The 23,330-nt window shown below is 66.2% G+C and carries 20 protein-coding genes; 8 read left to right on the top strand and 12 right to left on the bottom strand.

The window, feature by feature from the left end; translation table 11 throughout:
• Window positions 1–144: 144 nt before the first annotated feature.
• The 4 genes from TQ98_RS07110 to TQ98_RS07095 all read right to left on the bottom strand — a co-directional run bounded on the left by TQ98_RS07110 (window position 145) and on the right by TQ98_RS07095 (window position 3,946).
• Window positions 145–966: an aldo/keto reductase gene (locus tag TQ98_RS07110; RefSeq protein ID WP_044871596.1), complete on the bottom strand. Its 822-nt coding sequence runs from the start codon at window positions 964–966 to the stop codon at window positions 145–147.
• Window positions 967–1,044: 78 nt separating this feature from the next.
• Complete coding sequence (locus TQ98_RS07105) at window positions 1,045–1,452, bottom strand: VOC family protein (protein WP_044871597.1); 408 nt, start codon at window positions 1,450–1,452, stop codon at window positions 1,045–1,047.
• 100 nt (window positions 1,453–1,552) lie between these two features.
• Complete coding sequence (locus tag TQ98_RS07100) at window positions 1,553–2,950, bottom strand: amino acid permease (RefSeq protein ID WP_044871649.1); 1,398 nt, start codon at window positions 2,948–2,950, stop codon at window positions 1,553–1,555.
• Window positions 2,951–3,277: 327 nt separating this feature from the next.
• The gene (locus TQ98_RS07095) at window positions 3,278–3,946 is read right to left on the bottom strand and encodes a class I SAM-dependent methyltransferase (protein ID WP_103102900.1); all 669 of its coding nucleotides are present in this window, start codon (window positions 3,944–3,946) and stop codon (window positions 3,278–3,280) included.
• A gap of 96 nt (window positions 3,947–4,042) precedes the next feature.
• On the opposite strand from TQ98_RS07095, the gene TQ98_RS07090 reads away from it, so the two are divergent.
• A complete protein-coding gene (locus TQ98_RS07090; RefSeq protein ID WP_103102899.1) occupies window positions 4,043–7,147 on the top strand; it encodes a transglycosylase domain-containing protein in 3,105 nt (1,034 codons plus the stop codon).
• A 141-nt stretch (window positions 7,148–7,288) separates the two neighbouring features.
• On the opposite strand, the gene TQ98_RS07085 is transcribed toward TQ98_RS07090, so the two are convergent.
• Together TQ98_RS07085 and TQ98_RS07080 are read right to left on the bottom strand one after the other, a co-directional pair.
• Window positions 7,289–7,594 carry a multidrug efflux SMR transporter gene (locus TQ98_RS07085; protein ID WP_044871601.1) on the bottom strand — a complete coding sequence of 102 codons (306 nt, stop codon included), beginning with the start codon at window positions 7,592–7,594 and terminating at the stop codon, window positions 7,289–7,291.
• A gap of 10 nt (window positions 7,595–7,604) precedes the next feature.
• On the bottom strand, window positions 7,605–8,243 hold the full coding sequence (locus TQ98_RS07080) for an NAD(P)H-dependent oxidoreductase (protein ID WP_044871602.1): 639 nt from the start codon (window positions 8,241–8,243) through the stop codon (window positions 7,605–7,607).
• 138 nt (window positions 8,244–8,381) lie between these two features.
• Here TQ98_RS07080 and TQ98_RS07075 point away from each other — a divergent pair, with 138 nt between their 5' ends.
• The 3 genes from TQ98_RS07075 to mdtI all read left to right on the top strand — a co-directional run bounded on the left by TQ98_RS07075 (window position 8,382) and on the right by mdtI (window position 10,276).
• Window positions 8,382–9,263 carry a LysR substrate-binding domain-containing protein gene (locus TQ98_RS07075; protein WP_044871603.1) on the top strand — a complete coding sequence of 294 codons (882 nt, stop codon included), beginning with the start codon at window positions 8,382–8,384 and terminating at the stop codon, window positions 9,261–9,263.
• Between the two features lie 330 nt (window positions 9,264–9,593).
• Window positions 9,594–9,950: a multidrug efflux SMR transporter gene (locus TQ98_RS07070; protein ID WP_044871604.1), complete on the top strand. Its 357-nt coding sequence runs from the start codon at window positions 9,594–9,596 to the stop codon at window positions 9,948–9,950.
• On the top strand, window positions 9,947–10,276 hold the full coding sequence (mdtI, locus tag TQ98_RS07065; protein WP_044871605.1) for a multidrug/spermidine efflux SMR transporter subunit MdtI: 330 nt from the start codon (window positions 9,947–9,949) through the stop codon (window positions 10,274–10,276). The genes TQ98_RS07070 and mdtI overlap by 4 nt, the downstream gene beginning before the upstream one ends.
• Window positions 10,277–10,573: 297 nt before the next feature.
• Here the strand turns inward: mdtI and TQ98_RS07060 are convergent, their stop codons facing one another.
• Window positions 10,574–12,133 carry a sigma-54-dependent phenylalanine hydroxylase transcriptional regulator PhhR gene (locus tag TQ98_RS07060; RefSeq protein ID WP_044871606.1) on the bottom strand — a complete coding sequence of 520 codons (1,560 nt, stop codon included), beginning with the start codon at window positions 12,131–12,133 and terminating at the stop codon, window positions 10,574–10,576.
• Between the two features lie 259 nt (window positions 12,134–12,392).
• Between TQ98_RS07060 and phhA the strand changes: the two genes are divergently transcribed.
• From phhA to TQ98_RS07045, 3 genes are all read left to right on the top strand, one after another.
• Entirely contained in the window at window positions 12,393–13,178 is a 786-nt protein-coding gene (gene phhA, locus TQ98_RS07055; protein ID WP_044871607.1) for a phenylalanine 4-monooxygenase, read from the top strand.
• 75 nt (window positions 13,179–13,253) lie between these two features.
• On the top strand, window positions 13,254–13,610 hold the full coding sequence (locus TQ98_RS07050; protein WP_044871608.1) for a 4a-hydroxytetrahydrobiopterin dehydratase: 357 nt from the start codon (window positions 13,254–13,256) through the stop codon (window positions 13,608–13,610).
• Window positions 13,607–14,800, top strand: a complete 1,194-nt coding sequence (locus tag TQ98_RS07045) for an amino acid aminotransferase (RefSeq protein ID WP_044871609.1) — start codon at window positions 13,607–13,609, stop codon at window positions 14,798–14,800. Before TQ98_RS07050 ends, TQ98_RS07045 begins: the two co-directional genes overlap by 4 nt.
• Window positions 14,801–14,916: 116 nt before the next feature.
• Here the strand turns inward: TQ98_RS07045 and arfB are convergent, their stop codons facing one another.
• The 4 genes from arfB to ptsP all read right to left on the bottom strand — a co-directional run bounded on the left by arfB (window position 14,917) and on the right by ptsP (window position 20,978).
• Complete coding sequence (gene arfB, locus TQ98_RS07040) at window positions 14,917–15,330, bottom strand: alternative ribosome rescue aminoacyl-tRNA hydrolase ArfB (RefSeq protein WP_044871610.1); 414 nt, start codon at window positions 15,328–15,330, stop codon at window positions 14,917–14,919.
• Between the two features lie 100 nt (window positions 15,331–15,430).
• Complete coding sequence (locus tag TQ98_RS07035; RefSeq protein ID WP_044871611.1) at window positions 15,431–17,164, bottom strand: PTS fructose-like transporter subunit IIB; 1,734 nt, start codon at window positions 17,162–17,164, stop codon at window positions 15,431–15,433.
• On the bottom strand, window positions 17,161–18,117 hold the full coding sequence (gene pfkB / locus TQ98_RS07030) for a 1-phosphofructokinase (RefSeq protein ID WP_044871612.1): 957 nt from the start codon (window positions 18,115–18,117) through the stop codon (window positions 17,161–17,163). The genes TQ98_RS07035 and pfkB overlap by 4 nt, the downstream gene beginning before the upstream one ends.
• Window positions 18,117–20,978 (bottom strand): phosphoenolpyruvate--protein phosphotransferase, encoded by a 2,862-nt coding sequence (gene ptsP, locus TQ98_RS07025; RefSeq protein ID WP_044871613.1) that lies wholly within the window; start codon window positions 20,976–20,978, stop codon window positions 18,117–18,119. The genes pfkB and ptsP overlap by 1 nt, the downstream gene beginning before the upstream one ends.
• Window positions 20,979–21,183: 205 nt before the next feature.
• Here ptsP and cra point away from each other — a divergent pair, with 205 nt between their 5' ends.
• A complete protein-coding gene (gene cra / locus TQ98_RS07020; protein WP_044871614.1) occupies window positions 21,184–22,167 on the top strand; it encodes a catabolite repressor/activator in 984 nt (327 codons plus the stop codon).
• A gap of 100 nt (window positions 22,168–22,267) precedes the next feature.
• On the opposite strand, the gene TQ98_RS07015 is transcribed toward cra, so the two are convergent.
• The gene (locus tag TQ98_RS07015; RefSeq protein WP_044871615.1) at window positions 22,268–23,044 is read right to left on the bottom strand and encodes an SDR family oxidoreductase; all 777 of its coding nucleotides are present in this window, start codon (window positions 23,042–23,044) and stop codon (window positions 22,268–22,270) included.
• Between the last annotated feature and the right edge of the window lie 286 nt (window positions 23,045–23,330).

Here is a 23,330-nt window from a genome sequence, read left to right as displayed (position 1 = left end):
GGCTGAACACCATGCGCACCGCTTGAAGATCAGGCCGCGCGCCACGCCCAACCGCCCTCACCCCCAACCCCTCTCCCGGAGGGAGAAGGGTGACCTGCGCCGCGCCTTCCGCGTGACGCGATCCACTGTGGGCGTGATTTCGCCTCAGACCATTTCCAGCGACCGCTTGCGCCGGGGCGGCGGGAAGCTGTGGTCGATCAGGGCGAGATCGTCGGCGCTGAGCGGGAGTTTGCGCGCCTCGGCATTTTGCTTGAGGTGCAGCGGGTCGACCGCCTTGGGAATGACGATCACGCCCTCCTGGCGCAAGGCCCAGGCCAGGGCCACCTGGGCCGGGCTGGCGCCGTGGCGGCGGGCGACTTCCTGCAACGCTGCTGAGCGCAGCAGCTTGCCGCCCTGCCCCACCGGGCAATAAGCCATGAGCGGGATGCCCTGTTGCTGCTGGAAGGGCAGCAGGTCGAACTCGATACCACGCGCCTCGGGGTTGTAGAGCACCTGGTTGGCGGCACAGCCGGCAGGCAGTTCGTGGAGGTCGTCGAGGTCCAGGTTGGACACGCCCCAGCGGGCGATCTTGCCCTGCTCCCGCAGGCGCTCGAAGGCCTCTACCGTTTCCTCCAGCGGATGCTCACCGCGCCAGTGCAGCAGGTAGAGGTCGAGGTGATCGGTGCCCAGGCGCTTGAGGCTGCGCTCGCAGGCCAGGGCGGAGCCCGTGCGGCTGGCATTCCAGGGATAGACCTTGCTGACCAGGAAAACCTGGTCGCGCAGGCCGGCGATGGCTTCGCCCACCACGTCCTCGGCGCCGCCTTCGGCATACATCTCGGCGGTGTCGATCAGGTTCAGCCCCAGCTCCAGACCCTGGCGCAGGGCCGCGACTTCGCGCTTGCGCTCGCTGCGGGTCTCGCCCATGTGCCAGGTGCCCTGGCCGATGGCGGGCACGCGGGTGCCGTCGGGGAAGGTGATGCTTTGCATGGCGTGTTCCTCGGTAAGTCCGTTCAGTCGGGATTGCCGGCAGCTGGGAGGCGATCTTCCGGCAATGGGCTGGACGGCTCAACCCCAGGGATCGTACGAACCGATGCTCCACAGGTGGCCTTCCGGATCGCGGCAGGTGAAGCCACGGCCACCGTAGTCCTCGTCCTTCAGGGGCAGGACGATGGTGGCACCGGCGGCCAGGGCGCGAGCGTGCACCGCGTCGACATTGGCCACCACCAGGTAGATGCCCTGGCTGCCGAGCCCGCCGGACTCGTCGGGCTGGCGCAGCAGCTCGCCGTACGCGTTATTGCGCACCGAGCCGAGCATGATCATGCCGCCGTCGAGGCTGAGCTGGGCGTGCGCGATGACCCCGTCCTTTTCCGCCACCACCAGGTGCTCGACAAAGCCGAAGGTGTTGCACAGCCAAGTGATGGCGGCGGGCGCGTCGCGGTAGCGCAGGCAGGGGATAGCGGTGGATCCAGCCATGGCGATGACCTCCTTGCTTGAAGACGGATGGTTTCAGCCTAGCCCCTAAACGCATCGGGCCCGCACATGGCGGGCCCGACGGTCATTGCAGCGTTCCGGATCAGGCGGCGTCGCCGACCGGCTCGACAGCCTTGCCAGACAGGTTGAGCGCCTTGTACAGCACCACCAGCAGGGCCAGGAAAGCCGGGCCCACGTAGAGGGCAATACGGGTATCCGGGAAGTACGCCATCAGGCCCACCACCAGCACCAGGAAGGCCATGGCCAGGTAGGAGCTCAGCGGGAACAGCCACATGCGGTACTGCAGCTTGCCCTGCTCGGCGGGGCTGAGGCTGCGGCGGAACTTCATCTGCGCGAGGAGGATCATCGCCCAGGTCCAGATGGCGCCGAAGGTGGCGATGGAGGTCACCCAGACGAACACCTTCTCCGGCACCAGGTAGTTCAGCAGCACGCCCAGCAGCAGCGCGGCACAGGACACCAGCAGCGCACGGCGCGGCACGCCGTTGGAGGTTTCGGCGAAGGCGCGCGGAGCCTGGCCCTGTTGGGCGAGGCTGTAGAGCATGCGGCCGGTGCTGAAGATGCCGCCGTTGCAGGACGACAGCGCGGCGGTGATCACCACGAAGTTGATGATGCCGGCGGCGGTCTTGATGCCGAGGCTCTCGAAGGTCATTACGAAGGGGCTGCCCTGGGTGCCGATCTCGTTCCACGGGTAGATGGAGAGGATCACGAACAGCGCGCCGACATAGAACAGCAGGATGCGCCAGAACACCGAGCCGATGGCCTGGGGAATGGTCTTCTGCGGGTTCTTCGCTTCACCGGCGGTGAGGCCGATCATTTCCACGCCCAGGTAGGCGAACATCACCATCTGCAGCGACATCAGCACGCCCTGCACACCATTGGGCATGAAGCCGCCGTGCTCCCAGAGGTTGGAGATGCCGGTGGCGATACCGCCATTGCCGAAACCGAAGACGATCATGCCGGTGCCGGCCACCACCATGGCGACAATGGTGACGATCTTGATCAGCGCGAACCAGAACTCGAATTCACCGAAGGCGCGCACGGCGATCAGGTTGACGCCGCCCATGCTGATCAGCGCCGCCAGGGCCCAGATCCAGCGCGGCACCTCGGGGAACCAGATGCCCATGTAGATGGCTACGGCGGTGATCTCCGCCACGCAGGTCACCAGCCAGAGGAACCAGTAGTTCCAGCCGGTGAGAAAGCCCGCCAGCGGGCCAAGGTAGTCCTGGGCGTAGCGGCTGAAGGAGCCGGCTACCGGGTTGTGCACGGCCATCTCGCCGAGGGCGCGCATGATCACCAGGATGGCGAGGCCACCGATGATGTAGGACAGCATGATGGCCGGACCGGCCATCTGGATGGCCTTGGCCGAACCGAGGAACAGGCCGACGCCGATACAGGCGCCCAGGGCCATCAGGCGGATGTGACGCTCACCAAGGTCTCGGTGGAGCGATTCATGCTGTGGCTGATGATCAGCAACGGACATGCAGTGGTACCTCATCTTGTAGTTGTCGAGGAATCGGGCGCAGCGCCGGAAATCCGGGTCGTTGTAGCGACCCTTGGCCACCTGACAGGCCCGCCCTTGTGGGGCGGAACAGTCACGCGGCAGCGGGGGCGTCCGAGATCGGCGGCGAGTCTTGCACAAAGACGAGGTAACGTCATGCCTACTTTTGGTGCACAGGGGTACCAGGAGAGGACGGCAAGGGCACGTTTCGCGCCATCGACCCGAAAGCAGGAAAAGGTTCGGCAGGATTCCCCGTGACAAGGCGGCAAAACCCCAGAAATGCCTGATGCGTTTTCGGGCGAACGGTCGCTATGGGCGGACTTCCAGCAACAGCGAAAGGGGCTCGCCGCTGTCTGGGTGCGCCGGCTCGCGCAAGGCCTCGATGCGGTAGCCGCTCCGGCTCAGCAGCGCGCACCAGGACTCCAGGGTGCGGAAATACCAGGGCATGGCTTCGGGGAACGCCCCCTGGAAAGCGGCAAAATCCTCGCGGCGCCAGCCATCCCGGTAACCTTCCGCGCCGCGCGCCTGCCAGGGGTGGACGGTCTGGATCAGCAGCACGCCACGATGGCCGAGCAGTTCGCGCACGGTCGCCAGCAGCGGCTCCAGCTGCTCCTCGAACAGGGAAAAGTTGCACACCACGGCATCGAACCGCCCCAAGCGAGCGGGATCGGCCTGCAATTGGGCGTAGTTCAGGCAGAGAAAGTCGCCGTCCGCCTCCCGCGCCGCCTCGATCAGCGGCTCGGATGCATCGACACCCAGCACCGCCACTCCCCGCTCCGCCAGGACGCGGCATAGCCAGCCCTCGCCACACCCCAGGTCCAACACCCGCTGCGGGCAATGGGCCAGCACCGCATCGCGGATGGCCCCATTGGTAGCCAATTGCCTGCTTTCAATGAGATTTTCTCGCACTGCGCGGGTCCAACCCTCTGCGTTGGCGTGCCAGCTGTGGTCAAGTTGCTTCCGATTGTCGCCTGTCATTGATTCGCTCCTGTTTTGCCCCCACTCCGCCATGCAGCCCGCCAGCGACCTACTAAGATTGCAAGCAAGAGCGGCATCAGGCCAGGCCGGTGGACTATGGGCGCAATATGGCAATCCGACGAAATCAGGAACGAGGTACCCGAAGGTCATCTCAGCGAGCCTCCTGTTCCCCCGAAAAAGCCCCGCCGCAAACACCGTTTCCTGTTCTGGAGCGTATGCCTCCTGACCCTCGGCATCGTGGGCGCCGCCGCGACCCATGAGATGCGCACCTCGCGCTTCCAGGCCCGGGAAATCAGCCGCTACGCCGCCACCCTGAGCTACCGCCTGGAAGAAGGCCCGAGCCGATCCATTCGCTATCCCGGCGACGGCCCCTTCGACCGCCGCCTCGGCTATGCCTTCCTGCCGCAGATGCTCGACCGCCTGGAAAAACGCGGCTTCGAGATCCAGCAGCAGGCCCGTTTCTCCCCTGCGCTGGTCAACTACACCGAACGCGGGCTCTTCCCGCCGTACCGGGAAAAGGTCCAGGCGGGCATCAGCATCTGCGACTGCCGGGGCCTGCCCTTCTATCAATTCAGCTACCCGAAACAGCGTTACCCGGACTTCGCCAGTATTCCGCCATTACTGGTCAACAGCCTGCTGTTCATCGAGAACCGCAAACTGCTCGACCGCGAGGAACCCCTGGCCAATCCGGCGGTGGACTGGCCGCGCTTCTCCAAGGCGGCGCTGACCCAGATGGGCAAGGCCGTCGATATGGAAGGCCAATCCGCCGGTGGCAGCACCCTGGCCACCCAGCTCGAGAAGTACCGCCACTCCCCCTTCGGCCGTACCGTCTCCGCCGCCGAGAAGATCCGCCAGATGGTCTCCGCCAGCGTGCGCGCCTACCAGAGCGGCCCGGAAACCCTGGCCGCCCGCGAACGCATCGTCATGGACTACCTCAACAGCGTGCCGCTCTCCGCCGCACCGGGGCATGGCGAAGTGCACGGCATCGCCGACGCCTTGCGGGTCTGGTACGGCGCCGACTTCAACACCACCAACCGGATCCTGGCCAACCCCGACAGCGACCTTGCCGCCCGTGGCCTGGCGCTGCGCCAGGTACTGTCCCTGTTCATCGCCCAACGCCGCCCGTCCTATTACCTGGTCAGCGCCCACGAAGAACTCAACGCCCTGACCGACAGCCATATCCGCGTGCTGGCCGGTGCCAGCATCATCGACCCTCCGCTGCGGGACGCCGCCCTGGACGCGAAGCTGCGTTTCCGCAACTGGGTGGAAGACCCGGCGCTGCAGGCCGTGGAGGCCAACAAGGGCATCAGCGTCGCCCGCAGCCGCCTCTCCGGCATGCTGAAGATGCCCCTCTACGACCTCGACCGCCTCGACCTCACCGCCAGCAGCACCCTGCAGAGCGAACTGCAGAACGCCGTTACCGATTACCTGCGGAAACTGGCCGACCCGGTCTTCGCCGAGCAGGTCGGACTCTACGGCGAGCGCCTGCTGTCGCCGGAAAAGACCCACGAAGTGCGCTACAGCTTCACCCTGCTCGAGCGCACCCCCTCGGGCAACCGCGTGCGGGTGCAGACCGACAACACCGACCAGCCCTTTGACATCAATGAAGGCAGCAAGCTGGAACTGGGCTCCACCGCCAAACTGCGGGTGCTGGCCACCTACCTGGAGGATGTCGCCACCCTGCACAGCCGCTACGCCGGCATGAGCGTGGAAGAACTGCGCAAGGTGCAGGTCGACCCGCTGGACTTCATCAGTCGCTGGGCCCTGGACTACCTGATCCAGAACAAGGACCGCAACCTCCCCGCCATGCTCCAGGCCGCCCTGGACCGCACCTACTCCGCCAGCCCCTATGAGGCCTTCTTCACTGGCGGCGGACTGCACACCTTTGCCAACTTCCGCAAGGAGGACAACGACCGCCGGCCGAGCCTGCGGGACGCTCTGCGCGAGTCCATCAACCTGCCGTTCGTACGCCTGCTGCGCGACCTGGTACGCCACGACATGTACCGCCCAGACGGCGGCAAGATGCAGCTGCTTTCCGACGACAAGGACCCGCGCCGCCAGGGTTATCTGGACCTCTTCATCTCCCGCGAGAGCCAGACCTACCTGCGGCGGTTCTGGAACAAGTACCAGGGCAAGACCGCGGACGAGCGCCTGGCCACCTTCCTCGACGGCCTCAATCCCTGGGGCGCACGGATGGCCGCCATCCACCGCTACCTGCAACCCCAGGCCGACCTCGCCACCTTCGCCACCTTCATGCGCGAACGGGTGCCCAAGGCCAATCCGCCGCTGACCGACAAGCGTATCGAAGACCTCTACACCCGCTACGGACCGGGTGCGTTCAATCTCAACGACCAGGGCTACGTGGCCCGCGTGCACCCGCTGGAGCTCTGGCTGCTCGGCTACCTGCAGGCCAACCCCAACGCCAGCTACCGCGACGCCGTGGAAGCCAGCAGCGACGAGCGCCGCGACGTGTATGGCTGGTTGTTCAAGTCCAAACGCAAGTACGCCCGCGACAAGCGCATCCGCATCATGCTGGAGGTGGAAGCCTTCCTCGACATCCACGAACAGTGGAAGTCCCTGGGCTATCCCTTCGACCACCTGGTGCCGTCCCTGGCCACCGCCCTGGGCAGTTCCGGCGACCGTCCGGCAGCCCTGGCCGAGCTGATGGGCATCATCCTCAACGACGGCGTGCGCCAGAGCACCCTGCGCATCGACCAGCTGCACTTCGCCGCCGACACGCCTTACGAAACCCTGGTGGGCTACCAGACCGACGCCGGCAAGCGGGTGATGACCTCGGAAGTGGCCGCCACCCTGCGCGACGCCCTGTCCAAGGTGGTGGAAGGCGGCACCGCGCGGCGCCTGCAAGGCAGCTTCGTCCTGCCCGACGGCCATCCGCTGGTCATGGGCGGCAAGACCGGCACCGGCGACAACCGCATCGAGAGCGTGACCCGCTATGGCGCGGTCAAGAGCTCCAAGGCCATGAACCGCACCGCCACCTTCGTCTTCTACCTGGGCCCGCGCCACTTCGGCACCCTCACCGCCTTCGTCGAAGGCAGCCAGGCGGACAAATTCAGCTTCACCTCCGCCTTGCCGGTGCAAGTCCTCAAGGGCATGGCGCCCATCCTCCAGCCCTACCTGACCCCTGGCCTGAACACCCAATGCCAGGACCTGGCGCCGGCGGTGCAGGTGAGCAGGCGGTAGGGACACGAAGTTATACCTGCAGGGGCGAACTCATTCGCGATGGGACGGCGCCGCCGTCCCCTAGGTTGGCGCTGAGGAACCAAGCCCAACATCGCGCGCCATGCAGCCCCATCGTTGGGCCTCGCTGCGCTCGACACCAACCTACCGCAGCCCCGCCACCCCAACGATGATCAACCCCACCGACACCAGCCTGGCCGGCGTCAGCGCCTCGCCCAGCAGGAGGAAGCCCAGCAGCACCGTGCCGAGGGTGCCGATGGCCGTCCAGATCGGATAGGCGATGCTCACCGGCAGCACGCGCATGGACAGGGTCAGGAACCAGATCCCGGCCACTGCGGCCACCACCACCAGCAGGCTGGGCCAGGGCCGGGTGAAGCCTTCCGCGAATTTCATGCTCATGGCGAACAGCACTTCGAAGAAGGCCGCCAGCATCAGGAATACCCAGGCCATGGCCGTCTCCTCAGAAAGTTTCGGCGAGGTCCGCCAGGGCCCGTTCGGCGCGCTGGTAGGACTGCTCGAAGGATTCGCCGCCGAACTCGTCGTTCTCCACCGCCACCACGGTCACGTCGTGAATGCCGATGAAGCCGAGCACCGTGCGCAAGTAGGCGTCCGCATGGTTCAGGTGGGCATTGGCGCCGCCCGGACCGTAGCCACGGTCGCCACGGGTGGTGATGACCAGCGCCTTGCGCCCCTGCAACAGCGGCGTGTAGGGGTTGTCCTGCCGCGCCGGATCGAAGTCGAAGGTGCGACCGATGCGCACGATCTGGTCGACCCACGCCTTCACGCCGCTGGGCACGCCGAAGTTGTACATGGGCGCGGAGATCACCAGGCGATCTGCGGCGAACAGTTCGTCCACCAGCACGTCGCTGAGGGCGAGGTCGGCCTTCATGACTTCGCTGCGGGCATCAGGCTCGGGGTGGAAAGCCGCCGCGATCCAGCCCTCGCTCACCGCCGGAACGGCCACTCGCCCCACTTCGCGGCGCAGCACCTGGCGACCGGCATCACGCCCCTGCCAAGCCTTGAGAAAGGCCTCCTGCAAGCGACGGGAATGGGAACGTTCACCACGGGGGCTGCCTTGCACGGAAAGAATACTGCTCATCTCAATCTCCTTGATGGCTGTGCTTCCAGAAGCACATGAACTGGCGGAAACTCAGGCGCTAAGCTAGTTACGCCGACCATCCCGGACAAATGAGCATTAGTTCATCGGGATGAACTGAATTCACCCGTGGAGTGATCCATGTTCTCCAACCTGCCCCTGACCGCCCTGCGCACCTTCGAATCCGCAGCGCGCCTGTCCAGCTTCAAGGCCGCCGCCGAGGAACTGGCGGTGACGCCCACGGCGGTGTCCCACCAGATCCGTGGCCTGGAAAGCTGGCTCGGGGTGCCGTTGTTCGACCGCCTGCCCCGCAGCGTGCGCCTGACGGACTGCGGCCAGCGCCTGTTCGGCAGCCTCCATGGCGCCCTGCTCGAGGTCACCCAGACCCTCGACCAACTCCGCCCACACCGCAGCAGCGGCAACCTGACGCTCTCCACCACCCCGGCCTTCGCCGCCCTCTGGCTGATCCCCCGCCTCGGCCGCTTCTACGCCGAGCACCCGGAAATCAACGTGCGGCTGGATACCAGCGACACCCTGATCGACCTGCACCAGGACGCCAGCATCGACCTGGTGATCCGCTACGGCATGGGCCACTACCCCAACCTGCACAGCCAGTGCCTGCTGAATGAATGCTTCGGGGTCTACGGCGCGCCGCCCCTGGTGTCCGGCCTCGGCGACCGCGTGCCGACGCTGATCACCGTGCGCTGGCGCAATGCCCTGCTCTACGAACTGGGTTGGAAAGCCTGGTGCCAGGCTGCGGGCGAGGAACGGCTGCTGGAGGTCGCCCCGCAACGGGAATACGACGAAGAGCACTACGCCCTGCAAGCCGCTATCGCCGGGCAGGGTTTGGTGCTGGCCAGCTCCATCCTCGTTTCGGAAAGCCTCGCCAGCGGCCTGCTGGTGCCCTACCGACCGGACGTCAGCGTGGCGGGTGCCGGTTATTCGACCCTCTGCGTCCCAGGGCGCGAACGGCATCCGCCGGTGAAGGCTTTCTTTGATTGGCTGAGCCGCGAGGTGGGGTGATCCAGCCCCTACAGAAAACGCCCCGCCACACATGAACAAAATAACGAACACAAAAAATCAGAAAACGCCAATCAACCCACCAATTTGCCTTACACAGACCAGAACGACTAATATTGTGTTCATTATGTTGAACACAACGATTCACCCCTTCCACTTCGCCCGCCTCGCCTCCCGCGAGCGCCACTGGACCGGCGACCTGTAGCCCCTCCCCTTTCCTTGTTGCCGTGGAGACTTCGGGCATGTCCCGTCTCGCCATGGCCAGGACTTCCTGCACATACGCCGTTCGCCCGCAGGCGAAGGGCCCTGCATTGCCCAAGGGAGGGCACCCTCATGCGTTCCTGGTTCTATCTGCTTGCCGCGATCCTCTTCGAGGTCGTCGGCACCACCTCGATGAAATTCGCCACCGAGTATTCGCCGCTGCTCGGTTACCTGCTGATGTACGGCCTGATCGGCCTGTCCTATTTCTTCCTCGCGCTGGCGGTCAAGCGCGTGCCGGTGGGCGTGGCCTACGCCCTGTGGGAAGGCATCGGCATCGTGCTGATCACCACCATCAGCGTCGCCTGGCTGGGCGAGAACATCGGCCTGTACAAGGCCCTGGGCCTGGCCGTGATGATCGCCGGCATCCTGCTGATCAAGTTCGGCACCCGCACCGCGCCGTCGGCCCGTGCCGAGGAGGTGCTGGCATGAACGGCGTGACCTGGATGCATTTCGCCTGGCTGGGCGCGGCCATTGCCCTGGAAGTGCTGGCCAACGTCTTGCTCAAGTATTCCGACGGCTTCCGTCGTCGGCTGCTGGGGGCGGCATCGATTATCAGCGTTCTGGCGGCCTTCACCGCACTGGCCCAGGCGGTCCGCGGGATCGACCTGTCACTGGCCTACGCCATCTGGGGCGGCTTCGGCATCCTCGCGACCGTGGCGCTGGGCTGGGCCCTGTTCGGGCAGCGACTGGCCTGGAAGGGCTGGCTTGGGTTGGCGCTGCTGCTGGTGGGGATGGGCTTGCTGAAGTTGGCGTGATGGCTGGCTTTGCTCGGCGGCCCTGTAGGGTGGACCACGCTTCATCGGTCCACCTTTCGCCGTTCACCTGGGCGCCGCTGGTGGATGTGAAAAGCGACATCCACCCTACGGGGCGTGGTGCTTTGGATCACAACCCTTTTCCCCAAAAATCCCAGGCAAAAAAAAGGGGCGACCTACTGGCCGCCCGCCCAATCATTCCGGGAGAGGAATGTCAGAAACGCTTGTGTCCGCATCACGCAAGATTCAGACAGGAGCCTTTTTACGCGCTCACCTCCCCTCGGACCATTGAACGATGGTCTAACTCTCCTCCTTCCCCAACCCGTGCTGCTTCAGCTTGTTGGCAACGGTGGTATGGGAAACCCCCAGCCGCTTGCCCAGTAGCCGGCTGCTGGGATGCTCGGCGTAGAGCCGTTCCAGCACCGCCTTTTCGAAGCGGCCGATGATGGCGTCCAGCCCGCCCTCCAGGGAGAAGTCCCCCAGGGGCTGGGGCGCGCCGTAATCCGGCAGGCGGATATGTTCGGGACGAACGGTACCGCCGTCGCACAGCGACACCGCCTGGAACAGCACGTTCTCCAACTGCCGCACATTGCCCGGCCAGTGATAGTGGCTGAGCTTGTCCAGCACCGGCGGCGCCATCTTCGGCAGGCTGCAGCCGATCTGCCGGCTGGCCGAATCGAGGAAGTGCTCCACCAGCGGCGCCAGGCCATCCAGGCATTCGCGCAGCGGCGGGATATGCAGCGAGAGCACGTTGAGGCGGTGATAAAGGTCCTGGCGGAATTCGCCCTTGGCGCAGAGTTCTGACAAATCCACCTGGGTGGCGCAGATCACCCGCACATCCAGGTACACCTCTTCGTCACTGCCCACGCGGCGGAAGCAGCCGTCCTGCAGGAAGCGCAGCAGCTTGGCCTGCAAACGCGGGCTCATCTCTCCCACGCCGTCGAGGAACAAGGTGCCGCCGGCGGTGAGTTCCAGCAGACCCAGCTTGCCTTCCGGGCGGGCGCCCTCGAAGGCGCCGGGGCCGTAGCCGAACAGCTCGGTCTCGGCCATGGATTCCGGCAGGCCGGCGCAGTTCAGGGCCATGAAGGGCGACTGGCCGCGCGGGCTGGCCAGGTGGCAGGCGCGAGCCAGCAGTTCCTTGCCGGTGCCGGTTTCGCCCTCGATCAGCAGGGGCGCGTCCAGGGGGGCCATGCGCCGCGCCTCACGCACCACGGCAGCCATCACCCGCGAGCTCTGGAAGATGCTGTCGAAGCCTCGTAGCTCGTGCTTGCGCACGTTATAGATGCGCTCACCCACGCGGTCGGCGCGGTGCAGGGTCAGCACGGCGCCGGCCAGGGCCTCGCTTTCGTCATGCTCGGATTGCAGCGGCGCGATATCCGCGAGGAAGGTGTCGCTCTTGACCTTGATGCGCAGGCCGTTGATCCGGGCCTTGTTGGCGCGCACCAGCTCGGGCAGGTCGAAGTCCTCCACATAGCGCGCCAGGGGGATGCCGGGGACTTCGTCCACCCGCACTCCGAGCAGCTGGGCGGCGGCGCGGTTGGCCGCGACGATGGAGCCGCCCATGTCGATGGACAGCACCGGAAAATCCAGCGCCCCCAGCAGGGCATTCAGTTCCAGGTGGCGGCGTTCGCTGGGCATCAGGCCCACGCGCTTGACGCCGAACACGCCGGGAATCGCTTCCAGCTTCGGGCGCAGGGACTGCAGTTGAAGGTTGATCAGGTTCGGGCAAAGCAGGTAGATCGCGTTGCCCTGGTCCCCGCCCACTTCGCCGCGATTGACGTTGATGCCGTAATCGACGAGCAGGTTGAGGATGTCGCGCAGGATTCCCACGCGGTTCTGGCAATGAACTTTGATACGCATCAGGCACCCCTGGGTCGGGCTTTTCCTCGGGTGATGGACGAAAAAATCCGTTCTCGCCCCTATTTTTCCGTCAAGAATATGTGACAAATCGGCGCATCGACAAGGCGATATCTGGCCTTCTCCGTCCATCTGTCAAAATTTCCTTACGCTTTCACGAGCACCCGAACCACCGTGGAAGCCCCGCCCCTGCTGCGTTCCGGCCCGACGTGCGCTATCGATAAAGCAACACAACAACGAAGCCCCATCCCAGGGAGGCCGAATGAAAGCAACGAAGTACGTGGCCCGTGAACCCGATGCCAACGGTTTTATCCACTACCCGGAAACCGAACATCAGGTGTGGAACACCCTGATCACCCGCCAGTTGAAAGTGCTCGAAGGCCGCGCATGCCAGGAATACCTGGACGGCATCGAGCAGCTCGGCATGCCCCATGACCGCATCCCGCAACTGGGCGAGATCAACAAGGTACTCCAGGCCACCACGGGTTGGAGCGTTGCCCGCGTCCCGGCGCTGATCCCCTTCCAGACCTTCTTCGAACTGCTCGCCAGCCAGCAATTCCCGGTGGCCACTTTTATCCGCACCCCGGAAGAACTGGACTACCTGCAAGAGCCGGACATCTTCCACGAGATCTTTGGCCACTGCCCGCTGCTCACCAATCCCTGGTTCGCCGAGTTCACCCACACCTACGGCAAGCTCGGCCTCAAGGCCACCAAGGAAGAACGCGTCTACCTCGCCCGCCTGTACTGGATGACCATCGAATTCGGCCTGCTGGACACCCCGCAGGGCCGGCGCATCTATGGCGGCGGCATCCTCTCCTCGCCGAAGGAGACCGTCTACGCTCTCTCGGGCGAGCCCGAGCACCAGGCCTTCGACCCGCTGGAATGCATGCGTACCCCGTACCGCATCGACATCCTGCAACCGCTGTATTTCGTGCTGCCGGACCTCAAGCGCCTGTTCGACCTGGCCCACGAAGACATCATGGCGCTGGTGCACAGAGCCATGGCGATGGGCCTGCACGCGCCGAAATTCCCGCCGAAAGCGGCCTGAATCGAACCCTGCGAATGGTGGATGGATAAAGCGCCCTCCACCCTACCGACGACCCCTAATTCTGGAAGAACGAACATGACCGCCCTGTCCCAAGCCCATTGCGAAGCCTGCCGCGCCGATGCCCCCATGGTGTCCGATGAAGAACTGGCCGTGCTGATCAAGCAGATTCCCGACTGGAACATCGAAGTCCGCGACGGCGTCATGCAGCTGGAGAAGGAATTCCGCTTCAAGAACTTCCGCTACGCCCTGGCTTTCAGCAATGCCGTCGGCGCCATCGCCGAGGAAGAAGGCCACCACCCGGCCCTGCTCACCGAATGGGGCAAGGTCACCGTGACCTGGTGGAGCCACGAGGCCAAGGGCCTGCACCGCAACGACTTCATCATGTCCGCCCGCACCGACCAGGTGGCCGAGACCGCCGAGGGCCGTAAATGAGTCATTTCGCCAAGGTGGCCCGGGTGCCCGGCGATCCCATCCTCGGCCTGATGGACGCCTACCGCCTGGACGCCAACCCGGCCAAGCTGGACCTGGGCGTGGGCGTCTACAAGGACGCCAAGGGCCTGACGCCCATTCCCCAGGCGGTGAAGCTCGCCGAGCAGCGCCTGGTGGATACCGAAACCACCAAGACCTACGTCGGCGGCCACGGTGACGTGGCCTTCGGCCGCCTGCTGCTGGACCTGGTCCTCGGCGCCGGCAACCCGCTGGAAGCCGCCGGCCGCGCCGGCGCCACCCAGACCCCGGGCGGCACCGGTGCCCTGCGTCTCGCGGCGGAGTTCATCGCCCACAACCTGCCCGGCCGTGGCGTCTGGTTGAGCGATCCGACCTGGCCGATCCACGAGACCATCTTCGCCGGCGCAGGCATCAAGGTTGCCCACTATCCCTACGTGGATGCGGCCAACCGCCTCGACGTAGAGGCCATGATCCAGGCGCTGGAGCAAGTGCCGGCCGGCGATGTGGTGTTGCTGCACGCCTGCTGCCACAACCCCACCGGCTTCGACCTGTCCCAGGACGACTGGCGCCGGGTGCTGGAGGTGGTGAAGCTGCGCGAACTGCTGCCGCTGATCGATTTCGCCTACCAGGGCTTCGGCGATGGCCTGGAGCAGGACGCCTGGGCCGTCCGCCTGTTCGCCCAGGCGCTGCCGGAACTGCTGGTCACCAGCTCCTGCTCGAAGAACTTCGGCCTCTACCGCGAACGCACCGGCGCCCTGATCGTGTGTGCCGCGGATGTGGACAAGCTTACCGACGTGCGCAGCCAGCTCGCCTTCCTCGCCCGTAACCTCTGGTCCACCCCGCCGGCCCACGGCGCCGCGGTGGTCGCCACCATCCTCGGTGACGCCGCCCTGCGGGCCAATTGGATTGCCGAGCTGGAAGCCATGCGCTCCCGCGTCGCCGACCTGCGTCGTGGCCTGGTGGAAGCCCTGCAGCCGTATGGCCTGGCAGAACGCTTCGCCCACATCGGCCAGCAGCGCGGCATGTTCTCCTACACCGGTCTGTCGCCTGAGCAAGTAGCGCGACTGCGTGCGGAGTTCAGCGTGTACATGGTCAGTACCGGCCGGGCCAACGTCGCGGGGCTGGACTTCAGCCGCATCGGCGACCTGGCGGCGGCCATCGCCAAGGTCTGCTGAACCGCTTCATGTAGGGTGGACATCGCTTTTCATGCCCACCAGACGGTGCTGGGCTTGGCGCCGATGATGGATAGAAGAGCGCTATCCACCCTACGGGGCCGCTTCGCGGCCCTCCCTCAATACTCCACCTTCCCCCGCCCCGCCTTGATCGACCCGCGCTTGGCCTTTCCTTCCAGCCGCCGTTTCTTCGAACCCAACGTGGGCTTGGTCGGCCGTCTCGCCTTCTGCACGTTCGCCACACTGCGGATCAGCTCCGCCAGGCGCTCCAGGGCATCGGCGCGGTTCTGTTCCTGGGTGCGGTACTGCTGCGCCTTGATGACGATCACGCCCTCTGTGGTGATGCGGCTGTCGCGCAGCACCAGCAGGCGTTCCTTGTAGAAGTCCGGCAGGGACGAGGCGTTGATATCGAAGCGCAGGTGCACCGCGCTGGAGACCTTGTTGACGTTCTGCCCGCCCGCCCCCTGGGCGCGAATGGCGGACAGTTCGATTTCGTCATCAGGGAGATGGACGCTGTTGGAGATCAGCAGCATGGAAAGGCAACCAGAAGGCAGTCCGTAGGATGGGTAGAGCGTGCGAAACCCATCAATCCGACAGCATGGGTTTCGCTCCGCTCTGCCCATCCTACAAGGTTCACACTGCCCGCTGTGTCTCCAGCACCATCTCCTGCTCCGCCCCACGCTTGATCACCGCATAAACCACCCCGGTCACCACGCTGCCGGCCACGATTGCCAGCAGGTAGAGCAGCGCATGGTTGATGGCGTTGGGGATCAGCATCACGAACAGCCCGCCATGGGGCGCCATCAGCTTGCAGCCGAAGTACATGGATAAGGCACCGGTCAGTGCGCCGCCGGCGATGCTCGCGGGGATCACCCGGAACGGGTCCTTGGCGGCGAAGGGGATGGCGCCCTCGGAGATGAAGCACAGTCCCAGCACCAGCGCCGCCTTGCCCGCCTCGCGCTCGCTCGGTGCGAACTTGCGGCGCATGAGCAGCGTGGCGATCCCCATGCCGATGGGGGGCACCATCCCGGCGGCCATGGTGGCGGCCATGGGTGCGTAGCTCTGGGAGGCCAGCAGCCCCACGGAGAAGGCATAGGCAGCCTTGTTGATGGGCCCGCCGAGGTCGACACACATCATCCCGCCCAGCAACAGGCCCAGGAGAATGGCGTTGGAGGTGCCCATGTTGTCGAGGAAGTGAGTGAGGCTGGCGAGCATGCCCGCCACCGGCTTGCCCACTACGTAGATCATCACCAGCCCGGTGAACAGACTGGCCAGCAGCGGAATGATCAGGATCGGTTTCAGCGCCTCCACGCTCGGCGGCAGCTTCAGGTGACGGTTGATCGCCCGAGCCGAATAGCCGGCAAGAAATCCCGCCACGATGCCGCCGATGAAGCCCGCGCCCAGGGTGCCGGCCAGCAGCCCACCGATCATTCCAGGTGCGAGGCCGGGACGGTCAGCGATGGAATAGGCGATGTAGCCCGCCAGCAGCGGCACCATCAGTTTGAACGCCGCCTCCCCGCCGATCTGCATCAGCGCGGCGGCCAGGGTCCCCTCCTCCTTGAACGCCTCGATGCCGAAGACGAAGGACAGCGCGATCATCAGGCCCCCCGCCACCACCATCGGCAGCATGTAGGACACTCCGGTAAGCAGGTGCTTGTAGGCGCCCTTGGGTTCGGCTTTGGCGTTGCCCGCCTGCCCTTCCCCGCCGGCCCGCGCTTCCTGCACCTGGCCTTCGGACAGGGCGCGTTTCAGGGTGGCTTCGGCCTGCTTGAGGGCGATGCCGGTGCCGCAGCGGTACACCTTCTTGCCGGCGAAGCGGGCAACATCCACCTCGATATCGGTGGCCAGCAGCACCGCGTCAGCGGCGTCGATGGCCTCGGGGCTCAAGGGATCGCGGGCACCTACCGAACCCTGGGTTTCCACCTGCAAGTCGATGCCCATCCGCTGGGCCGCCTGCTTCAGGGCCTCGGCGGCCATGAAGGTATGGGCGACGCCAGTGGGGCACGCGGTGACGGCGACAATGCGTGGACGCGTCTCGGCAATGGGCGCGGCGGTCGCTTGTTCCCTGGCCTCGACGGCGGCGCGCAACAGGAAGGCCTCGCTGTCGCGCAGCGCTTCGCTGGGGGTGGAGATGAACAGGCGCTTGCCGGCAAAACGGGACAGGTCCAACGCGCCGCTGTGCACCACCAGGACCCAGTCGGCGGCTGCCAGGGTGGCGGCGGACAGTTGGTTTTCCGGGTGCTGCGGGTCCACCACCTCGACGCTGGTACTCCAGCCCAGGCGCTGGGCGGCGGCGTCCAGAAGGCGTGCACAAAGGACGCTGGTGACCATGCCGTTGGGGCAGGCCGTGACAATGGCGAGTTTCATCGGGGCACCTCTTGTTGTTCTGGCAGCGCCTGGACGGTGACGGCGCCTTCGAGCTGTTGCAGTTGCGCGGAATCCGTAATGCCAAAGCCCACCTGGGTCACCGCCTGGGCGGCGATGGCGGTGGCGTGGCGCAGAGTGCGCGCCGCAGGCCAGCCGCCGAGCAGGCCGTGAACCATGCCGGCCAGCAAGGAGTCGCCGGCGCCGACGGTGCTGGCCACGGTGACCCGTGGTGGCCGGGCGTGCAGGGCCACTTCGGGACCGAACCAGTTGACCCCGTCCGCGCCCTGGGAAATGACGATCTGCTGGATACCCAGCGCCCGCAGACGCGTGGCTTCGTCGTACTGGGCCTCGGGTGTATGCAGCGACCGGCCGCAGAGTTCAGCCAGTTCGTCGGTGTTCGGCTTGATCAGCCAGGGCGCGGCCAACAGGCCGGCGCGCAGGGCGTCGCCACTGGTATCCAGCGCCACCTTGAGGCCATGCCCTTTGAGTCGCCGGATCAGTTCGGCGAGAAAGTCCGGCGCAACACCTCGGGGCAGGCTGCCGGCCACCACCGCCAACCCATGGCCCGGCGCGACGTCATCCAGTCGCGCCAGCAACTCGGCCTGGGCGGTTTCATTCACCAGGGGGCCGGGGCCGTTGATATCGGTGATACGGCCATCGGCCTCCGCCAGCTTGATATTGCTGCGGGTTTCCCCCGGCACGCGGACGAAGGCATCGACGAAGCCGCGCCGGGCAAAAAGCGCCTCGAAGGCCTCGGCATTGTCCGCGCCGAGAAAGCCGGAAACCGTCAGTTGGTGGCCCAGGTCCGCCAGCACCTGGGCCACGTTGATGCCCTTGCCGGCGGCGTGGCTGGCCTGTTCCAGGCTGCGGTTCACCTGCCCGGTTTCCAGGCGCTCCAGGCGCAGGGTCAGGTCGAGGGCGGGGTTCAGGGTGAGGGTGAGGATGCGTGCCATCAAAAACGCTCCGCCAGTTCGCGCACGGCCGCCGCGCTGTCCAGGGCCAGGGCGCCTTCGGCCAGCTCCCGGGCGGCCGACAGGCTGAACTCGCGCACCCGTGCCTTCACTTCGGCGATGCCGCCCGCGGACAGGCTCAGCTCGTCCACGCCGAGCCCCACCAGCAACGGCACGGCCAGTGGATCGCCGGCCAGTTCGCCGCACACACCCACCCATTTGCCCTGGGTATGGGCCGCGCGCACGGTGAGTTCGATCAGTTGCAGCACCGCCGGGTGCAGGCCGTCCGCCTGGGCGGAGAGCGTCGGGTGGCCCCGGTCGATGGCGAGGCAGTACTGGGTCAGGTCATTGGTGCCGATGCTGAAGAAGTCCACTTCACGGGCCAGCGCCGGGGCGATCAGTGCCGCCGAGGGCACTTCGACCATGATCCCCAGTTGCAGGTCGGCCTGGGGAATCTCCGCCGCCACCTTCAAGGCCATGTCGCGAGCCTCGCGCCACTCTTCGACGGTACCGACCATGGGAAACATGATCCGCAGCGGACGGCCTTCGCTGGCACGCATCAGCGCGCGCAGTTGGGTTTCCATCAGGTGCGGTCGCTGCAAGGTCAGGCGCACGCCACGCACGCCGAGGAAGGGGTTTTCCTCCTCCGGCACCGGCCAATAGGGCAGCGGCTTGTCGCCCCCCACATCCAGGGTGCGGGCCACCAGCGGTCGGCCGTCCAGGGCCTCGAATACGCGGCGGTACTCGGCTTCCTGGGTGGCGAGGTCCGGCGCCTGGGGGTGGGCCATGAAGATGAATTCGGTGCGCAGCAGCCCGACGCCTTCCGCGCCCTGCGCCACGGCCTTGGCCGCACCGGTGCTGTCGCCCAGGTTGGCGCAGATTTCCACGCGGTGGCCGTCGCGGGTCATGGCCGGCTCCAGCTTGTGGGTATCGGCCAGTTGCAGGCGACGCTGGCGGCCTTCCTGCTCCTGTCGAGCGCGCTCCAGTTGGCCGCCGTCCGGCGCGACGATCAAGCGGCCACGCTGGCCATCCAGCAGCAGTGGGGTGCGCGGTTCCAGCAGCAGCACGGCAGCGCCGGCCCCCACCAGGGCGGGAATACCCAGGGCCCTGGCGACGATGGCACTGTGGGAGGTGGCGCCGCCACGGGCGGTGAGGATGCCGGCGACGCGGTTGCGGTCCAGCCGTGCCACGTCAGAGGGCGCCATCTCGTCCATGACCAGGATGTAGGGCTCGTCCGGCTCAGGCGCCTCTTCCAGCCCGCAGAGTTGGGCCAGCACGCGGCGACCGATGTCCCGCAGGTCCGCCGCGCGCTCGGCGAGCAGTGCATCGTGGAGGCTTTCCTGCTGGGCAGCGGCGCTCTCCACCACGGTCATCCAGGCCGCGGCGGCGCTTTCCCCCTGCTTGAGGCGGGCGTCCACCTCGTCGCCCAGTTCCGGGTCGGCGAGCATTTCCAGATGGGTGATGAAGATCTCGCGGATGGCCTTGGCGTCGCTGCGCAGCACCAGCGCCTCGATCTCGCCGCGCACATGGGCGATGGCCTGCTGCAGGCGCTCACGCTCGAAGCCAGGGGATTCGCCGCGCAGGGGGTAATCCAGTTCCTTGCGCAGGTGGAGATGGGCCGGACCGACTGCGATACCGGGGGCGGCCGGGACCGCCTGCAGCTGGCTTCCCGCAGCGGGAGCGACCAGGGGCTGGGCTTCCGGCTCCTCGTCCGGCACGGGGGCCTCGTTGACCGGCAGCGGTTCGATCTCCTCGCCCAGGCCCTGCTCGATAGCGCTCTTGAGCGCTGCCAATGCGGCTTCGGCGATCGCCGGCTCGGCGAGGATTTCCACAATCTGGCCGCGACGGATGCCCAGGCTCAGCAGCTTGCTCAGGCTCTTGGCGGACACGGCCGGACCGCCGCTGTCGGCGACCCGCAGACGAATCTCGCCGTCGAAGCCCTTGGCCAGTTGCACCAGTTCCTTGGCCGGCCGCGCATGCAGGCCGTGGGCATTGGCCAGCGGCAGGCGCAGGCTGGGCCAGTCAGGCTGAGCTTCGCCCCCCAGGGCCTCCAGCACGGCGCGGCGCTGGGTGGCGCGGGCCAGTTCGCGGCCACGGCCTTCGACCAGCAGCGTGCAGAGGCGCTCCAGCAACGCCAGGTGGGCGTCACCGAGGCTGGCCAGGCAGAACAGGCCGTTCAGGGGCTGATCCAGATAACGCAGGGGCTTTTCCGGGGTCAGGTAGGCGAGGCCGGGACGCTGCACCGCCTGGTCGCTGTGCAACCACCAGAGGCCGTCGCCCAGGGGCAGCGGCTCGCCCTGCAGCAGCGCGGCGGCGAAACCACTGCCTACGCAGTCGGCGCGACGCAACAGGCGGGCGCCTTGCAGCACCAGTTCGTCGTAGTCCTCCACCGGCACGCCGAGCCCGATCAACTGGTCGTCCAGGGCCAGTTCCTGGGGCGCGCTCTGCAACAGTTTCAGGATTTCTTCCGGCGTGCTGGCACGACGCAGTGCGCTGCCGAGATCGGCTTCGCCCAAAGCGCGGGTAAGAATCTGCAGCAGGCGCAGGTGTTCGTCGGATTTCGCGGCGATGCCAATGGCGAGGTACACGATCTGCCCGTCGCCCCAGTCCACGCCTTCCGGGAACTGCATCAGGCGCACGCCGGTGGAATGCACCAACTCGCGGGTCTGCGGGGTACCGTGGGGAATGGCGATGCCCTGGCCGAGGTAGGTGGAACCCTGGGCTTCGCGGGCTTCCAAGCCGGCCAGGTATCCCGAAGCCACGAGGCCGTCACCCTCCAGCTGCCCGGCCAGCATCCGCAACGCGGACGCCTTGTCCGCCGCAGCCAGGCCCATGGAAATCTGCCCTGCGGTCAGTTCGAGCATCGCTACACCTCTCACGGGCCTTGAGCCCTTCTTGTCGTAATAACCGGCCATCAGCGGCGCGTACCAGCCGTCGATTCGACTGGATGAAGCGTAGACAGAACGCCTGCTGAATCGTTTCACTAAACTAAGAAGGCACGTTACTCGATAATCTTCGATTCTTGAAGCCCGCCCGATGAAACACATCCGCATAACAGGAGTCGTCAGCTTGAAACTCAGCGATATCGCCCGCCTCGCCGGTGTTTCCGTGACCACGGCCAGCTACGTGATCAACGGCAAGGCCGAGCAGAAGCGCATCAGCCCGGCCACCGTGGAACGGGTACAGGCGGTGGTGGACGAGCATGGTTTCAAGCCCAACCCCCAGGCCGCCGGGCTGCGCAGCCGGCAGACACGCACCCTGGGTTTCATCCTCCCGGACCTGGAAAACCCCAGCTACGCCCGCCTGGCCAAGCTGCTGGAACAGGGCGCCCGAGCGCGGGGTTATCAGCTCCTGATTGCCAGCTCGGACGACGAGCCGGAGAGCGAGCGCCAGTTGCTCAAGCTGTTCCGCGCGCGGCGTTGCGATGCGCTGATCGTCGCCAGTTGCCTGCCGGATGACGACGCCAGCCTGGAGCAACTGCTGGACGAAGGCCTGCCGGTAATCGCCGTGGATCGGGCGCGCGACCCCAAACGCTTCTGCACCGTAGTCAGCGACGACCGTGAGGCGGCCCGGCAACTCACCTGCAGCCTGCTCGACCCCGTCCCCCGGCGCATCGCCCTGCTCGGCGCGCGACCGGAACTGCCCACCAGCGCCGAGCGCAGCGCGGGCTTCCGCGATGCCCTGGCCGGGCTGAAGTGCGAGGTGCTGGAGGTTCAGGGCGAGGACTACAGCCGCGAATGCGGGCGACGCCTGATGACCGAGTTGCTGGAGCACAAGGACCAACTGCCGGATGTGCTGATTACCACCGCCTACGTGCTGCTGGCCGGGGTGCTGGATGTCCTGCGGGAACGCGGCGACTGGCCGGAAGGCATGCGCGTGGGCACCTTCGGTGACACCCAACTGCTGGACTTCCTGCCGCTGCCGGTGAACTCCATGTACCAGCAGCACGAGCTGATCGCCGACCAGGTCCTGCGCCTGGCCCTGGCGGCGGTGGAACAGGAGCTGTACGAGCCGGGTGTGCGGGGTGTGGCGCGCAAGCTCAAGCAGCGCTGAGGGCCATGGTTGCAACGACCCGGTAGGGTGCGGCACAGGGCAGATCCGGGAATCGGTGCGCACGGCGCACCCTACGGTGGACGCGCAATCCTCCCCAACCTCAAACGGACGAGAAGCAGTTATCCACAAAGAGGCGCGCCCCGTTGACGAAAGACGCCTCGTCCGACGCCAGGAACAAGGCGGCGCGCGCCACTTCTTCCGGCTCGCACAGGCGGCCCTGCTGCAACGAAATGGCGGCTTCGCTGGCGTCCACCCCCATCGCCTGCAACTCTTTCATCTCGCGTATGCCGTGGGCAGTGCGGATGAAGCCCGGCGCGACGGCGTTGCAACGGATGCCGCGATCGCGGAATTCGACGGCGATGGCCCTGGCGAACATCTGGCAAGCGCCCTTGGTGGCGTTGTAGACCACCTCGCCGGGCGTGGCGTATTCCGCCGAAATGGAGGACGTGCAGACGATGCTGCCCTTGCCCTTGGCCAGCATCTGCGGCAGCACGGCTCGGGTCATCAGGTACATGCTCTTGACGTTGACCGCCATCAGCCAGTCCCACTCGTCCTCCTCGACATCGAGGAACGGCTTCACGATCAGGGTGCCGGCATGATTGAAGAGCACATCCGCGCCGCCAAACGCGGCCTCGCCGACCGCCACCGCCGACTTCACCTGATCCGCACAGGAAACATCGGCGCCCACCCCGATCGCCTCGCCTCCAGCGGCCTTGATCTGCCTGACCAGCTCCTGGGCGGCGTCGCCATCGCGATCGATGATCACAACCTTGGCCCCTTCGGCGGCGCACAGACGGCTGGCGGCCTCACCGCAACCACCTGCGCCACCACTGATGATCGCGACCTTGTTGAGCAGCCGTTGTCCTGGTGCGTGCATGGCGTACACCTCGTATCGATGGGAACCATCAGACCAGCCTAGACCGCACGTCAGACGAGAGCCATGCGCCTCAATTTGGCGACTGCAATGCTGCACTTCGAGCGCAAGCGCTCAGTTGGTGGATGGCAGTAGGTAGCCCCCTTTCGCCCGGTCTGGACCGTAGGGTGTGCTGTGCGCACCGATTCCGGGATCGGCTTCAGCACCCCGTCCAACCACCGGTGCGCACGGCGCACCCTACCGGATCGGCTTCACCCTGCTCGCCCGGGCAGTCGAATCGTCACCGGTA

Source organism: Pseudomonas sp. LFM046, assembly GCF_000949385.2.
Taxonomy (GTDB): Bacteria; Pseudomonadota; Gammaproteobacteria; order Pseudomonadales; family Pseudomonadaceae; genus Metapseudomonas.
This window is presented reverse-complemented; position numbering and strand designations above follow the sequence as displayed.

What these genes read in the sequence shown, in the direction of transcription:
- TQ98_RS07075 (WP_044871603.1), top strand. Translation starts at nt 8,382, where the DNA reads ATGTTCTCCAACCTGCCCCTGACCGCCCTGCGCACCTTCGAATCCGCA.
- TQ98_RS07070 (WP_044871604.1), top strand. Translation starts at nt 9,594, where the DNA reads ATGCGTTCCTGGTTCTATCTGCTTGCCGCGATCCTCTTCGAGGTCGTC.
- phhA (WP_044871607.1), top strand. Translation starts at nt 12,393, where the DNA reads ATGAAAGCAACGAAGTACGTGGCCCGTGAACCCGATGCCAACGGTTTT.
- TQ98_RS07050 (WP_044871608.1), top strand. Translation starts at nt 13,254, where the DNA reads ATGACCGCCCTGTCCCAAGCCCATTGCGAAGCCTGCCGCGCCGATGCC.
- arfB (WP_044871610.1), bottom strand. Translation starts at nt 15,330, where the DNA reads ATGCTGCTGATCTCCAACAGCGTCCATCTCCCTGATGACGAAATCGAA.
- ptsP (WP_044871613.1), bottom strand. Translation starts at nt 20,978, where the DNA reads ATGCTCGAACTGACCGCAGGGCAGATTTCCATGGGCCTGGCTGCGGCG.
- mdtI (WP_044871605.1), top strand. Translation starts at nt 9,947, where the DNA reads ATGAACGGCGTGACCTGGATGCATTTCGCCTGGCTGGGCGCGGCCATT.
- TQ98_RS07105 (WP_044871597.1), bottom strand. Translation starts at nt 1,452, where the DNA reads ATGGCTGGATCCACCGCTATCCCCTGCCTGCGCTACCGCGACGCGCCC.
- TQ98_RS07035 (WP_044871611.1), bottom strand. Translation starts at nt 17,164, where the DNA reads ATGAAACTCGCCATTGTCACGGCCTGCCCCAACGGCATGGTCACCAGC.
- TQ98_RS07095 (WP_103102900.1), bottom strand. Translation starts at nt 3,946, where the DNA reads ATGACAGGCGACAATCGGAAGCAACTTGACCACAGCTGGCACGCCAAC.
- TQ98_RS07100 (WP_044871649.1), bottom strand. Translation starts at nt 2,950, where the DNA reads ATGTCCGTTGCTGATCATCAGCCACAGCATGAATCGCTCCACCGAGAC.
- TQ98_RS07110 (WP_044871596.1), bottom strand. Translation starts at nt 966, where the DNA reads ATGCAAAGCATCACCTTCCCCGACGGCACCCGCGTGCCCGCCATCGGC.
- TQ98_RS07060 (WP_044871606.1), bottom strand. Translation starts at nt 12,133, where the DNA reads ATGCGTATCAAAGTTCATTGCCAGAACCGCGTGGGAATCCTGCGCGAC.
- TQ98_RS07015 (WP_044871615.1), bottom strand. Translation starts at nt 23,044, where the DNA reads ATGCACGCACCAGGACAACGGCTGCTCAACAAGGTCGCGATCATCAGT.
- TQ98_RS07045 (WP_044871609.1), top strand. Translation starts at nt 13,607, where the DNA reads ATGAGTCATTTCGCCAAGGTGGCCCGGGTGCCCGGCGATCCCATCCTC.
- pfkB (WP_044871612.1), bottom strand. Translation starts at nt 18,117, where the DNA reads ATGGCACGCATCCTCACCCTCACCCTGAACCCCGCCCTCGACCTGACC.
- TQ98_RS07080 (WP_044871602.1), bottom strand. Translation starts at nt 8,243, where the DNA reads ATGAGCAGTATTCTTTCCGTGCAAGGCAGCCCCCGTGGTGAACGTTCC.
- TQ98_RS07085 (WP_044871601.1), bottom strand. Translation starts at nt 7,594, where the DNA reads ATGGCCTGGGTATTCCTGATGCTGGCGGCCTTCTTCGAAGTGCTGTTC.
- TQ98_RS07090 (WP_103102899.1), top strand. Translation starts at nt 4,043, where the DNA reads ATGGGCGCAATATGGCAATCCGACGAAATCAGGAACGAGGTACCCGAA.